Source organism: Polaribacter sp. M10, from assembly GCF_054968445.1.
In genome coordinates this window covers 76,015-89,108 of record NZ_JBSSBG010000002.1, presented here as the reverse complement: position 1 = coordinate 89,108, position 13,094 = coordinate 76,015, and the positions used below count along the sequence as shown (strand labels likewise).

The following is a 13,094-nucleotide window of genomic DNA, read 5'->3' as shown; positions in this document are numbered from 1 at the left end:
TAGATAGGGTTTTTATAGCCTAATTGTGTGGCAGCATCAAATTTGTTTTTGATGCTGTTTTTTGTGTTTACCAATTTCATTTATCATTTGTTGTTTTTGCAATTGTTTTCTTTTTTCAATTTGTTTTTGAAATTTTAGATTATCGGTTACAAGATAAAAACAATATGTAATTGCTATATACATAATAATCAGTAAATAAAAGTCTTTCAATAGCACAGTATTGGCTATAATTTTATGAATAAATTTAATAATACCTATTAGAAAAAAAACGATTAAAAATGATGCAAAACCGAAATCACCAATTCTAAATAGGTTGTGTAATTTGATGTTAAAATTCTTTTCTGGCAGAATTTTAACTAAATTAAAGATGCTACTAGAAAAGGATAAAACCCCAAAGATTAAATGAATTTTTAAATCTAAATTACGAATTACATTTCTTGCATATAAATTATATTCAGACAACAAAGCAAACAGATTTAAGGTAAATAAAGCTGCAGAGATTATCATAAAAGAAATTCTTGTTTTCTTTTTCATTTTTTAAAAATAATTAAATAAAAAGAGTTAATCAAATTTTGGCACGTTATTTGGTTTAACAAAAACTTAACATTTTAAAACTTTCTAATTATGAAAAACGTAAAAAAACTACCAACCAAACAATTAGAAAAGTTCTCAACCATTTTTACCCAGTTAGGACTAGTATTAGTGCTTTTTATTGTCTACCTAACATTAGAGCACAAAACCGAGCAAAAAGCTGTAGTGTCCCAAGAGTTCCATCAGCCAGAAACAGTGTACCTTAATCCAGATGAAGTCCCCGTTTTTAAACGAGAACCCAAAAATGAACCAAAAATTAAAGTAGATCAGAAATCTGTTTTTCTAGAGGATGAACCTATTGAAAAAGGAGATAATGATATTATTACTGAAACGATTGTTAATCTTGAACCTACAAAAGAAGAAACTGTAGAATTAAATGAAGGAGATATTGTAGAAGTTGATTTGCCACCAACAATTATAGAAGATGTTCCTTACGATTTTGTACAAAACGCCCCCGTTTTTAAAGGCTGTGAAGGCTTGTCAAAAGAAGAAAATAGAATTTGTTTTGATAAAAAAATGAAAAAATTTGTACAACGTAATTTCGATGTTGGTTTAGCAAATGATTTAGGCCTAAATTCTGGTAAATACAGAATTAGTACACAATTTATTATTGATGATAAAGGGAATGTAGTTGATATTAAAATTAGAGCTCCACACACTAAATTAAAGTTAGAAACAAAGGAGTTAATTCAAAAATTACCAAAATTTTTACCAGGCATGCAACAAAACAGAGCCGTAAAAGTCAAGTATAATCTACCAATTTCTTTTATAATAGAGTAAAAATTAGTACATTTAAAAAAATAAACCCAACTGTATAGTTGGGTTTTTATATTTACTACATTTGTAAAACTAAATTAACCTAATTTTTTGAAATGGAATACTTTGCACACGAAACGGCTGTTGTAGATAACAATTGTAAAATAGGAAAAGGAACTAAAATTTGGCATTTTAGTCATATTATGTCTAATAGTAAAATTGGCGAAAACTGTAACTTAGGTCAAAATATTGTGGTATCTCCTCATGTAGTTTTAGGTAGAAATGTAAAAGTGCAAAATAATGTGTCTATTTACTCTGGTGTTACTTGCGAAGATGATGTTTTTTTAGGACCATCTATGGTTTTTACAAATGTAATAAACCCTAGAAGTGCCATTAACAGAAAAAATAGATATTTAAAAACAATTGTAAAAAAAGGTGCAAGTATTGGCGCAAATGCAACAATTATCTGTGGCAATACTATAGGCGAATATGCTTTTATTGGAGCAGGAACTGTAGTTACTAAAGAAGTTTTACCATACGCTTTAGTAGTTGGTAATCCATCAAAACAAATTGGCTGGGTTAGCGAATATGGCCACACATTAAATTTTGATGAAGATGGTTTTGCAACATGTAAAGAAAGTAAAGAAGTTTATGGTTTAAAAGATGGTAGGGTTTTTAAATTTTAAACCTATTAAAAGAGCGCCAATATTTATCCTTATAGATTTCGTAATTTATTTCTATTTCATTTTCATATTTAGAGATTATATTATCTGCAGTTTTAGAAGGTTTTCTAAATTCTTTGCAAGCAAAATATAAATCTCTAACATTATCAGCTGTTTCCCTACCAACACTTAAATAACCATCAAAGTCTTTTAATTCAGAGTTTATTTCGTTTTCAATTTTATCTAAAAGATTATATGTTTTTTCATTCGGAAAACCATTTTTATCTCCATTATATTTAATTTCGAACTTTAAAATCCAGGGATGAGATGCTTTTGAATCCCATTTTAATAAATCAGTATTAAAAATTCCTATTAATTTTTTACCATTTTTTAGAGTAGCTTCTATACTTGAATAAGAGTCATTTTCTGTATTTCTTCTTTTCCCTTCGTATTTTTCTATGAATTCTTTCTCTCGCCAAATAATAAAGGTTTTTAGTTTAGAAATAGGGATTAATTCTTTTTCTGCTTCGCTTTTTTTCTTAAAACTAATAGCATCAATCAGTGTTAAAGAATTTAATTCTCCTAAAAAATTATCAATAAATATATAGCTGCCATTTATAATATCTGATTGATTGTCTTCATTATAACTATCGTGAATTATAGTGATGTCAATTTCATCAGGATACTCTTCTAAATCATTTGAATAAAAAAATAAATTTTCGCTTGAAAAAGTATAACCAGCCATACTTATACCTACATTTTCTAAATCATTTTCTGGTTTATGTGCTGTAAATTTCCAATTATTTAGTTTTGGTGCCGATCTTATTAATTCTTCAATTAAATAAAATTTTTCAACACTTCCATCCGCAGTTAAAATTAATTCTGCTGTATTTTCATTTAACATTCCTGTTAAGTACCAAATATCATTTTTTAATTGATCTAGTTTTGGTCTCAATTTATTGAAGAAGCTATTTGTAATAGTTTTGCTGTTATTTGTTTTTACAGCAGAATAAAAGTTATTTTCATTCAATAAAAACCAATCCCAAAAATCTTGGTAATTTGAGATTGGTTTTAGATTTTCTGTTTCTTTTTTATTAAATAGCTTTTTCAAAAAACTCATAAATTATAAACTTTCAGTTTCTGCAGAAGTCAAGTGGTTTTAAGGTGCAGGATTTGGTATTAATTTATGAATAGCTTCTATCTCTTCTAAAATTTCTTCAGATAAATCGATATTTATAGAATTAATGTTTTCTTTTAACTGGCTAATTTTGGTAGCACCAATAATATTTGCAGTTACAAATGGCAATTGATTTATATATGCCAAAGACATTTCTGCTAAAGTTAATCCGTGTTTTTTAGCCAATTCTTCGTATTTTAAAACAGCAGATTCTACCAAATCTGTTTGATATCTTAAAATATAATTTGGAAATAAAATTCCTCTTGCATCAGCAGGTTTTTTTCCTCTTAAATATTTACCAGTTAAAACACCTTGTGCTAAAGGAGAGTATGCTAATAAACCAATGTTTTCTCTTAAAGAAACTTCGCTCATACCAACTTCATAACCTCTATGCACCAAAGAATACGAATTCTGAATGGTTACAGGTCTTGGTAAATTATTACTTTCAGAAGTTTGTAAGTATTTCATTGTTCCCCAAGGCGTTTCATTAGACAAGCCAATGTGTTTTAGTTTCCCTTGTTTTATAAAACCTTGTAAAGTTTCTAAAATTTCTAAATGGTTTTCTGCTTCTTTTGCAGAGGTTTTATATGGGTAATCTCTAACTCCAAAAGTATTTACACCTCTTGTTGGCCAGTGCAATTGATATAAGTCTAAATAATCTGTTTGTAGCCTTTTTAAACTGCCATCAATAGCGTCTATTAAAGCTTCTTTTGCAAAACCATTTTCTCTAATATGAGCAGTATAAGGCCCAGCACCAGCAATTTTACTTGCTAAAACTACTTTATCTCTATTGCCTGTTTTTTTAAACCAATTTCCAATAATTTTTTCTGTAGCACCATAAGTTTCTGGTCTTGCAGGTACAGCATATAATTCTGCAGTATCAAAAAAATTAACACCTTGTTCTAAGGCGTAATCCATCTGTTCAAAACCTTCTTCTTGTGTGTTTTGTTTACCCCAAGTCATGGTTCCTAAGCAAATTTTAGAAACTTTAATATCGGTATTTGGTAATGTTGTGTATTTCATTATTAAATATTTATTCGTGCCTTTTTTATAAATTATAAACGAAGTAGCTAAATTATAACTTAATGTATGATAAAACAATAAGCGTGTAATTTTTAAAAAATTACACGCTTAAATTTATAAACAAAAAACGTACTAAACGTTTACTTTAAAATCGCTTCTATACCAGGTAAAGATTTACCTTCTAACATTTCTAACATTGCTCCACCACCAGTAGAAACATAGCTTACTTTATCTGCAAAACCAAATTGTTTAACAGCAGCAACAGAATCTCCACCACCAACTAAAGAAAATGCTCCATTTTGGGTAGATTTATCAATAGAATGTCCAAGAGCAATAGTACCTTTTGCAAAAGATTCCATTTCAAAAACACCTAAAGGTCCATTCCATAAAATAGTTTTCGATTTGTTCACTACTTCATCAAAAATGGCTAAAGATTTTGGTCCAGCATCTAAACCTTGCCATCCATCAGGAATTTCTGTTACATCTAAAACTTGCGTATTTGCAGTATTGCTAAAATCATCAGCAGCAATTACATCAACAGGAATATGTACTTGTACACCTTTTTCTTTGGCTTGTTTTAAAATATCTAGCGCTAATTCCATTTTATCATCTTCACAAATAGAATCACCTACAGAACCACCTTGTGCTTTTACAAAAGTAAACGTCATACCACCACCAATAATTAAGTGATCTACTTTGTCTAAAATATTTTCGATTACTGTAATTTTAGAAGATACTTTTGCACCACCTAAAATTGCTAAAACTGGTTTTTCAGAGTTGTTTAAAACCTTATCTATACTTTCAATTTCTCTTGCTAATAAGCTACCAAAACATTTGTTTTCTTCAAAAAATTGAGCAATAATTGTTGTAGATGCGTGCGCTCTGTGTGCAGTACCAAAAGCATCATTTACATAAATATCACCTAATTTAGATAGTTTTTCTGCAAAATCTACATCACCTTTTTTCTCTTCTTCGTAAAAACGTAAGTTTTCTAATAATAGAATTTCTCCATCTTCTAAATTGGCAACAGCATCTTCTACTTTATCACCAATACAATCTTCAACAAATTTTACGTTTACACCAATAATTTCTTTTACTTTGGCAACAATATGTTGTAAAGAAAACTCATTTTGTTTGCCTTTTGGTCTTCCTAAATGCGACATTAAAACACAGCTTCCTCCATCTTCTAAAATTTTAATAATAGTAGGTTTTGCAGCTTGAATTCTTGTTGCATCTGTAACTTCAAATTTATCATTTAAAGGCACATTAAAATCTACACGTATAATTGCTTTTTTATTCTTAAAATTAAAATCGTTTAATGTTTTCATTGTTTGAAAGTATTTTTAACAAAAATACTTTTTTATTTACGTTTACTAAAATTGATACCTTAAAATTTAAGATAACGTTTGCGTAAATATAGGGTTTAGAAGTGGTCTACAATTTTATCAACCAAAACGTAAAGAAACTACTTGCTATTAATAATTGTAATTTGTGATTTTGTGGCGAACTAATTTTTATATTTGCCTATGCTTTTTAACCAAATTATAGGTCAAGATCATATTAAAAAACACCTGCAAACTTCTGCGATAAACGGAAGAGTGCCTCATGCACAATTATTTGTGGGTAAAGAAGGTTGTGGTACTTTGCCAATGGCAATTGCTTACGCACAGTTTTTATTGTGTAATTTTTCTGATAATGTTGATGCTTGTAATTTAAAATGCAACAAATTACAACATCCAGATTTGCATTTTGCCTTTCCTGTAACTACAAACGATTCTGTTAAAAAACACCCAGTTAGTAATTTGTTTTTAGAAGATTGGCGTAATTTTATAGATACGCAACCTTATGGAAGTTTGTTCAATTGGTTGCAACATATTGGAGTAGAAAATAAGCAAGGTTTAATTGGTGTTGATGAAGCTGAAGATGTTGTAAAAAAACTAAAACTGAAAAGTTACGAAGGTGGTTTTAAGGTGATGATTATTTGGATGGCAGAAAAAATGAATATTGCTGCTGCCAATAAATTATTAAAACTGATAGAAGAGCCACCAGAAAAAACTGTTTTTTTGTTGATAACCGAAAACGAAGAACAGATTATAAACACCATAAAATCGCGATGTCAGGCTTTACATTTCCCTGCTTTGTCTGAGCAAGATATTGCAAATGCTTTGGTGGTTAATCATCAAGTAGAAGATAATAAAGCAGCAAATATTGCCCACCAAGCAGAAGGTAATTTTAATAAAGCTTTGCACCTTTTGCATAACGATTCTTCTGATTTGGTTTTTGAAGAATGGTTTGTAACTTGGATTAGAACTGCGTTTAAAGCCAAAGGAAATGCAGCTGTTGTACAACAATTAATTGGTTGGTCTGAAGCTATTGCAAAATCGGGTAGAGAAACCCAAAAACGCTTTTTAGAATATTGTTTACAATTTTTTAGACAAGCCCTTTTACTCAATTATAAGTCAGATCATTTGGTTTTTATGGAATCTAAAACGGGTTTTCAATTGTCTAAATTTGCTCCTTTTGTGCATTCTGGAAATATTTTAGAAATAGAAAAAGAAATTAGTGAAGCGATGTATCACATAGAAAGAAATGGAAATGCAAAAATTATTTTGTTAGATCTTTCTATGAAATTAACACGTTTTCTGCATAAAAAAGAGGCGAAGGTTTAGGTTTTTTTGTCATTCGAAGCAGGAACAAATGAATTAATCTGCTTCAAGTAAGTTAGAGATTGCTTCGTAAACTTGCAATGACGTTACAAATTCGTTAAACGCGCTACATATTTACCAATTACATCAAACTCTAAATTAACAGAATCACCAACTTGTAAAGTTTTAAAAGTGGTATTTTCCCAAGTATAAGGAATTATAGCCACTGAAAATCCGTTTTTGGTTGAGTTTACCACAGTTAAACTTACGCCATTTATGGTAATAGAACCTTTTTCTATAGTTACGTTATTTTTATCAGAATTGTATTCAAAAGTATACACAGTGCTACCTTGCTCGTCTTTTATTTTTTTACAAACCCCAGTTTCATCAACATGACCCTGAACAATATGACCATCAAGTCTGTCGCCTAATTTCATACCACGTTCTAGATTTACAATATCATCAATTTTAAGTTTGCCAATATTGGTTTTGTCTAACGTTTCTTTAATGGCAGTTACAGTATATTCATCATTATTAATGGCAACAACAGTTAAGCAAACACCATTATGAGCCACACTTTGGTCTATTTTTAATTCATTTGTAATTGTACTTTGAATAGTTAAATGAACATTTTCTTGTTCTTTTACTACGTTTGTTACTGTGCCAAGTGTTTCTATGATTCCTGTAAACATATCGTTAAAAATTGGTTACTTTTGTAGTACAAAAATAAGCATATTACAAGGTTTACTATGGATAAAACTGATAAAATAATTGTAGGAATTTCAATTGGAGATTTAAATGGTATTGGTATTGAAGTAATTTTAAAAACGTTTCAAGATAAGCGAATGTTAGATTTCTGTACGCCTGTTTTATTTGGAGCTACAAAAACTATTTCGTTTCATAAAAAAGCTTTAAAATTAGAAGTTCCTTTACAAGGAATAAATTCTATAAACCAGGTAAACCATTCAAAAATTAATGTGTTAAATATTTGGAAAGAAGATGCAAAAATAGAATTAGGTACAGCTACTAAAATTTCTGGAAGTTATGCTGCTAAATCTTTAGCATCTGCAACCAAACATTTAAAAGAAGGTAAGATTGATGTTTTATTAACAGCGCCTATTAATAAAGAAAATATACAATCAGAAGAATTTAACTTTCCTGGCCATACAGAATATTTAGAAGCCAATTTAGAAGGTAAATCTTTAATGATTTTAATGACGGATGAATTACGAATTGGTTTAATAACAGGTCATATTCCAATATCTAAAGTTGCTGAATCTATTACACCAGAATTGATAAAAAGTAAGGTAGAAACCATGCATAAATCTTTAAAACAAGATTTTGGAATTAGCAAACCAAAAATTGCAGTTTTAGGATTAAATCCACATTGTGGAGACCATGGAGTAATTGGTAAAGAAGATGATGAGGTAATAAAACCTACAGTAACTGAAATTGCAGCTACAGGTAAGTTAGTTTTTGGGCCTTATGCAGCAGATGGATTTTTTGGTTCTGAAACCTATAAACAATTTGATGGAGTTTTAGCTATGTATCACGATCAAGGTTTAGCGCCTTTTAAAGCACTGTCTTTTGGTAAAGGAGTTAATTTTACAGCAGGTTTAAGTCATGTAAGAACTTCTCCAGATCATGGAACAGGTTATGACATAGCTGGTAAAAACTTAGCAAACCCATCTTCATTTAAAGAAGCATTATTTACTGCAATACAGGTTTTTAAAAGTAGAGAAGAGTACAAAAAGCTAACAGAAAAACCTTTGGTAGTAAGATAAAGTTAAAAATTAATCTTTTTTTTATAAAAATATGGCAGAAATACATTTTTTTGTATCTTTGCACGCTCAATTGATGTTTGACAATGAAAGACTTAAAGCAATTCAACATACAGTTTGTAGGATTAAAAGAAGGAAAACACCAGTTTGATTATTCAATTGATAACAAGTTCTTTGAAGCTTTTAATTACGATGAATTTACAAGTTCGTCAATTAAAGTTTCTTTAAATTTTGTAAAAAAAAGCACGTTATTCGAGCTTAATTTTATAACAGAAGGTACTGTAAAAGTTCCTTGTGATGTAACAAATGAGTTATATGATCAAGAAATAGATTCGGAATTACCTTTAGTTGTAAAGTTTGGGCCAGAATATAATGATGATAATGAGGAGATTTTAATTTTACCTCACGAAGCTTACGAATTTAACGTGGCTCAATTTATTTACGAAATGATTGTTTTAGCAGTTCCTAACAAAAGAGTGCATCCAAAAGTATTAGATGGCACAATGGAGTCTGAAACTTTAGAGAAATTAAAAGAACTAGAAATTAAAGAAGAAAAAACTGTAGAAACTACAGACCCAAGGTGGGATAAATTAAAGAATTTAATAACAGAAAAAAAGACATAAAATGGCACATCCTAAAAGAAAAATATCTAAAACTAGAAGAGATAAAAGGAGAACACATTATAAAGCATCTGCTCAGCAAATTGCTACAGACCCAACAACTGGTGAAGCACACTTATATCACAGAGCTCACTGGCACGAAGGTAAATTATATTACAGAGGTCAAGTTGTATTAGAATCTGCAGCAGCAGAAGCTTAAAAACTAGCTTTTTAAAAATTACGAAAACTCTCAAATTTTGAGGGTTTTTTTTCGTTTTTTAGTTAAAAACAACTCTTTTTGAGGTTGTTCTCTTAAAAAAGTGAAATAATTTTCATTACTTTTGACCATTCTAAACTTTAGAATTTAAACTTTAATTATGACAAAAATCTCTGCAGCAATTACAGCAGTAGGAAAATATGTTCCAGATTACATTCTAACAAATAAAGAGTTAGAAACTTATGTAGACACCAATGATGAGTGGATAACTACAAGAACAGGAATAAAAGAAAGAAGAATTCTTAAAGGCGAAGGTTTAGGTACTTCTTATTTAGCAATAAAATCTGCAGAAGATTTAATAGCTAAAGGAAACATAAACCCAGCAGAAATAGATATGGTAATTGTGGGGACTGCAACACCAGATTTACCAGTAGCATCAACAGCAGCTTATGTAGCCTCAGAAATAGGAGCAGTAAATGCTTTTGCTTACGATTTACAAGCAGCTTGTTCTAGTTTCTTATATGGTATGTCTACAGCAGCGAGTTATATAGAATCTGGTAGATACAAAAAGGTACTTTTAATTGGTGCAGATAAAATGTCATCAATTATAGATTATAAAGACAGAGCAACTTGTATTATTTTTGGTGATGGTGCAGGTGCAGCCTTATTTGAGCCAAATGAAGAAGGTTTAGGTTTACAAGACGAGTATTTAAGAAGTGATGGTGTAGGAAGAGATTTCTTAAGAATAGAAGCTGGTGGATCTTTAATGCCAACAACTATAGATACAGTTAAAGCAAATAAACACTTTGTTTATCAAGAAGGTAAAACTGTTTTTAAATATGCAGTTTCTAATATGGCAGAAGTTTCAGAAAAAATGCTAACTAGAAACAATTTAACAGAAAAAGATATTCAGTGGTTAGTACCACATCAAGCAAATAAAAGAATAATAGAGGCTACAGCCAATAGAGTTGGTGTTGGTCCAGAAAAAGTGATGATGAACATACAAAAGTATGGTAATACAACATCAGGTACTTTACCTCTTTTATTAGCAGATTACGAAAGTCAATTAAAAAAAGGCGATAATTTAATTTTTGCTGCATTTGGAGGTGGTTTCACATGGGGAGCTATTTATCTAAAATGGGCTTACAATTCATAATAATAAATTAACTAAACGATCATAGGTATGGATATTAAAGAAATTCAAAATCTTATAAAATTTGTAGCAAAATCTGGCGCAAGCGAGGTAAAGTTAGAAATGGAAGATGTTAAAATTACCATTAGAACAGGTTCAGGAAAAACAGAAACTACTATTGTACAAGCTGCCCCAGTACCTCCTGTAGCTCAACCTGCAGCTCCTGCACCAGTTACAACTCAAACTATTGATCCAGTTGCTCCTGCAGCTGCAAATAACGACGAGTCTAAATTTATTACTGTAAAATCTCCAATTATTGGTACTTTTTACAGAAAACCTGCTCCAGACAAACCTAATTTTGTAGAAGTTGGTTCATCAATCAATTCAGGCGATACTGTTTGTGTTATTGAAGCAATGAAATTATTCAACGAAATTGAATCTGAAGTTTCTGGAAAAATTGTTAAGGTTTTAGTAGATGATTCTTCTCCAGTAGAATTTGATCAACCATTATTTTTGGTAGATCCATCATAATAGAAAGAGTTTATATTTTAGGGTTTAGATAGTAGATTTTCTAACTCAAAACTCAAAACTCATAACCTAAAACTCTTATACTATGTTTAAAAAAATATTGATAGCCAATAGAGGCGAAATTGCTTTACGTGTTATTAGAACATGTAAAGAAATGGGTATAAAAACAGTTGCTGTTTACTCTAAAGCAGACGAAGAAAGCTTACATGTGCGCTTTGCAGACGAAGCAGTTTGTATTGGTCCTGCTCCAAGTAGCGAATCTTATTTAAAAATGCCCAACATTATAGCAGCTGCAGAAATTACTAATGCAGATGCCATTCATCCTGGTTATGGTTTTTTATCAGAAAATGCCAAATTCTCTAATTTATGTGATGAACATAATATTAAATTTATTGGTGCTTCTGGAAGAATGATAGACCAAATGGGAGACAAAGCCAACGCAAAAGCAACTATGAAAGCTGCTGGTGTACCTTGTGTACCAGGTTCTGATGGAGTTATTAAAGATTTTGAAGAATGTGAAAAACTAGCTGTAGAAACAGGTTACCCAGTAATGTTAAAAGCTTCTGCAGGTGGTGGAGGTAAAGGAATGCGTGCAGTTTGGAAACCAGAAGATTTAAAAGATGCTTGGGATTCTGCAAGACAAGAATCTAAAGCCGCTTTTGGTAATGACGATATGTATATGGAAAAGCTTATTGAAGAGCCAAGACATATCGAAATTCAAATTGTTGGAGATTCTTATGGTAAAGCTTGTCATTTATCAGAAAGAGATTGTTCTGTACAAAGACGTCATCAAAAGTTAACAGAAGAAACGCCTTCTCCTTTTATGACAGACGAATTAAGAGAAAATATGGGTAATGCTGCTGTTAAAGCTGCAGAATTTATAAAATACGAAGGTGCAGGAACTGTAGAATTTTTGGTTGATAAACACAGAAATTTCTACTTTATGGAAATGAATACCAGAATTCAGGTAGAGCACCCAATTACAGAAGAAGTAGTAAACTACGATTTAATTAGAGAACAAATTTTAGTAGCTGCAGGTGTGCCAATTTCTGGTAAAAATTATTATCCGCAATTGCATTCTATAGAATGTAGAATAAATGCAGAAGATCCTTATAATAATTTTAGACCAGCACCTGGTAAAATTACAACTTTACACACACCTGGTGGTCATGGAGTTAGAATGGATACACACGTGTATGCAGGTTATATGATACCACCAAATTACGATTCTATGATTGCTAAATTAATTGTAACCGCTCAAACTAGAGAAGAAGCAATTAATAAAATGAAAAGAGCTTTAGACGAGTTTGTGATAGAAGGTGTAAAAACAACAATACCTTTTCATAGACAGTTAATGGAACACCCAGATTATGTTGCTGGGAACTACACTACAAAGTTTATGGAAGATTTTGAAATGAAAGCTTAATGAATAAAATCGTTTAAATTTGATATAAAATAGAGAATACAGCCTTGTATTCTCTATTTTTTTTATATTTATGCTAAAAATAGGAAAAATATGAAAATTGACGGAATTGATAAAATTATCATTAAAAGATTGGTACAAGATGCAAGAACTCCTGTTTTAAGCATTGCAAGAGAAGTTGGTATATCTGGGGCAGCAATTCATCAACGTTTAAGAAAGTTAGAAAAATCTAAACTAATTGATGGCTATAGAATGATTATAAATCCAAAATCTTTAGGATATACTACAACCGCTTTTGTAGGTATTTTTTTAGATTCTGCGAGCTTATATTCTTCTGCAATAAAAAGATTAAAAGAAATACCAGAAGTAGTAGAAAGCCACTATACAACAGGTAATTATGCTATTTTTATTAAAATATTATGTAAGAATAACGAAGATTTAATGATTCTGTTAAATAAAACCATTCAAAACATAAAAGGTGTTTCTAGAACAGAAACTTTTATTTCTTTAGACCAACAAGTTGAAAGACAGATAAGTATTTAATTTTAAAACAACTTATC

General features: G+C 30.3%; 15 protein-coding genes. 10 read left to right on the top strand and 5 right to left on the bottom strand.

The features are described from left to right. Positions 1–36: 36 nt before the first annotated feature. Complete coding sequence (locus ACWYN7_RS03115; RefSeq protein ID WP_462858388.1) at positions 37–534, bottom strand: hypothetical protein; 498 nt, start codon at positions 532–534, stop codon at positions 37–39. Positions 535–624: 90 nt separating this feature from the next. Here ACWYN7_RS03115 and ACWYN7_RS03110 point away from each other — a divergent pair, with 90 nt between their 5' ends. Both ACWYN7_RS03110 and ACWYN7_RS03105 read left to right on the top strand, forming a co-directional pair. Then, positions 625–1,371 (top strand): energy transducer TonB, encoded by a 747-nt coding sequence (locus ACWYN7_RS03110; RefSeq protein WP_462858387.1) that lies wholly within the window; start codon positions 625–627, stop codon positions 1,369–1,371. 92 nt (positions 1,372–1,463) lie between these two features. Further along, complete coding sequence (locus ACWYN7_RS03105) at positions 1,464–2,033, top strand: acyltransferase (RefSeq protein WP_462858386.1); 570 nt, start codon at positions 1,464–1,466, stop codon at positions 2,031–2,033. On the opposite strand, the gene ACWYN7_RS03100 is transcribed toward ACWYN7_RS03105, so the two are convergent. The 3 genes from ACWYN7_RS03100 to ACWYN7_RS03090 form a co-directional block, all read right to left on the bottom strand. Then, complete coding sequence (locus tag ACWYN7_RS03100; RefSeq protein WP_462858385.1) at positions 2,023–3,129, bottom strand: DUF695 domain-containing protein; 1,107 nt, start codon at positions 3,127–3,129, stop codon at positions 2,023–2,025. The two genes, ACWYN7_RS03105 and ACWYN7_RS03100, sit on opposite strands and share 11 nt — an antisense overlap. 39 nt (positions 3,130–3,168) lie before the next feature. After that, positions 3,169–4,209, bottom strand: a complete 1,041-nt coding sequence (locus tag ACWYN7_RS03095) for an aldo/keto reductase (protein WP_462858384.1) — start codon at positions 4,207–4,209, stop codon at positions 3,169–3,171. A 140-nt stretch (positions 4,210–4,349) separates the two neighbouring features. Next, a complete protein-coding gene (locus ACWYN7_RS03090) occupies positions 4,350–5,537 on the bottom strand; it encodes a phosphoglycerate kinase (RefSeq protein WP_462858383.1) in 1,188 nt (395 codons plus the stop codon). A gap of 198 nt (positions 5,538–5,735) precedes the next feature. Here ACWYN7_RS03090 and ACWYN7_RS03085 point away from each other — a divergent pair, with 198 nt between their 5' ends. Next, a complete protein-coding gene (locus ACWYN7_RS03085; RefSeq protein ID WP_462858382.1) occupies positions 5,736–6,878 on the top strand; it encodes a DNA polymerase III subunit in 1,143 nt (380 codons plus the stop codon). Between the two features lie 83 nt (positions 6,879–6,961). Here ACWYN7_RS03085 and ACWYN7_RS03080 read toward each other — a convergent pair whose 3' ends face one another. Then, positions 6,962–7,546, bottom strand: coding sequence for a riboflavin synthase (locus tag ACWYN7_RS03080; RefSeq protein ID WP_462858381.1), 585 nt, complete (start codon positions 7,544–7,546; stop codon positions 6,962–6,964). Positions 7,547–7,603: 57 nt separating this feature from the next. On the opposite strand from ACWYN7_RS03080, the gene pdxA reads away from it, so the two are divergent. From pdxA to ACWYN7_RS03045, 7 genes are all read left to right on the top strand, one after another. Beyond that, entirely contained in the window at positions 7,604–8,638 is a 1,035-nt protein-coding gene (pdxA, locus tag ACWYN7_RS03075; RefSeq protein ID WP_462858379.1) for a 4-hydroxythreonine-4-phosphate dehydrogenase PdxA, read from the top strand. Positions 8,639–8,721: 83 nt separating this feature from the next. Then, the gene (locus ACWYN7_RS03070; protein ID WP_462858378.1) at positions 8,722–9,258 is read left to right on the top strand and encodes a YceD family protein; all 537 of its coding nucleotides are present in this window, start codon (positions 8,722–8,724) and stop codon (positions 9,256–9,258) included. Position 9,259: 1 nt separating this feature from the next. Further along, entirely contained in the window at positions 9,260–9,454 is a 195-nt protein-coding gene (gene rpmF / locus ACWYN7_RS03065; RefSeq protein ID WP_068361688.1) for a 50S ribosomal protein L32, read from the top strand. A 157-nt stretch (positions 9,455–9,611) separates the two neighbouring features. After that, positions 9,612–10,607 (top strand): beta-ketoacyl-ACP synthase III, encoded by a 996-nt coding sequence (locus ACWYN7_RS03060; protein ID WP_462858376.1) that lies wholly within the window; start codon positions 9,612–9,614, stop codon positions 10,605–10,607. A gap of 27 nt (positions 10,608–10,634) precedes the next feature. Next, a complete protein-coding gene (accB, locus tag ACWYN7_RS03055; RefSeq protein WP_462858375.1) occupies positions 10,635–11,114 on the top strand; it encodes an acetyl-CoA carboxylase biotin carboxyl carrier protein in 480 nt (159 codons plus the stop codon). 82 nt (positions 11,115–11,196) lie between these two features. After that, positions 11,197–12,537 (top strand): acetyl-CoA carboxylase biotin carboxylase subunit, encoded by a 1,341-nt coding sequence (accC, locus tag ACWYN7_RS03050; RefSeq protein ID WP_462858374.1) that lies wholly within the window; start codon positions 11,197–11,199, stop codon positions 12,535–12,537. A gap of 90 nt (positions 12,538–12,627) precedes the next feature. Next, positions 12,628–13,077 carry an Lrp/AsnC ligand binding domain-containing protein gene (locus tag ACWYN7_RS03045; protein WP_462858373.1) on the top strand — a complete coding sequence of 150 codons (450 nt, stop codon included), beginning with the start codon at positions 12,628–12,630 and terminating at the stop codon, positions 13,075–13,077. The last annotated feature ends 17 nt before the right edge of the window (positions 13,078–13,094 follow it).

Coding starts and splice junctions, on each gene's coding strand:
- ACWYN7_RS03115 (WP_462858388.1), bottom strand. CDS start 534: ATGAAAAAGAAAACAAGAATTTCTTTTATGATAATCTCTGCAGCTTTA.
- ACWYN7_RS03110 (WP_462858387.1), top strand. CDS start 625: ATGAAAAACGTAAAAAAACTACCAACCAAACAATTAGAAAAGTTCTCA.
- ACWYN7_RS03105 (WP_462858386.1), top strand. CDS start 1,464: ATGGAATACTTTGCACACGAAACGGCTGTTGTAGATAACAATTGTAAA.
- ACWYN7_RS03100 (WP_462858385.1), bottom strand. CDS start 3,129: ATGAGTTTTTTGAAAAAGCTATTTAATAAAAAAGAAACAGAAAATCTA.
- ACWYN7_RS03095 (WP_462858384.1), bottom strand. CDS start 4,209: ATGAAATACACAACATTACCAAATACCGATATTAAAGTTTCTAAAATT.
- ACWYN7_RS03090 (WP_462858383.1), bottom strand. CDS start 5,537: ATGAAAACATTAAACGATTTTAATTTTAAGAATAAAAAAGCAATTATA.
- ACWYN7_RS03085 (WP_462858382.1), top strand. CDS start 5,736: ATGCTTTTTAACCAAATTATAGGTCAAGATCATATTAAAAAACACCTG.
- ACWYN7_RS03080 (WP_462858381.1), bottom strand. CDS start 7,546: ATGTTTACAGGAATCATAGAAACACTTGGCACAGTAACAAACGTAGTA.
- pdxA (WP_462858379.1), top strand. CDS start 7,604: ATGGATAAAACTGATAAAATAATTGTAGGAATTTCAATTGGAGATTTA.
- ACWYN7_RS03070 (WP_462858378.1), top strand. CDS start 8,722: ATGAAAGACTTAAAGCAATTCAACATACAGTTTGTAGGATTAAAAGAA.
- rpmF (WP_068361688.1), top strand. CDS start 9,260: ATGGCACATCCTAAAAGAAAAATATCTAAAACTAGAAGAGATAAAAGG.
- ACWYN7_RS03060 (WP_462858376.1), top strand. CDS start 9,612: ATGACAAAAATCTCTGCAGCAATTACAGCAGTAGGAAAATATGTTCCA.
- accB (WP_462858375.1), top strand. CDS start 10,635: ATGGATATTAAAGAAATTCAAAATCTTATAAAATTTGTAGCAAAATCT.
- accC (WP_462858374.1), top strand. CDS start 11,197: ATGTTTAAAAAAATATTGATAGCCAATAGAGGCGAAATTGCTTTACGT.
- ACWYN7_RS03045 (WP_462858373.1), top strand. CDS start 12,628: ATGAAAATTGACGGAATTGATAAAATTATCATTAAAAGATTGGTACAA.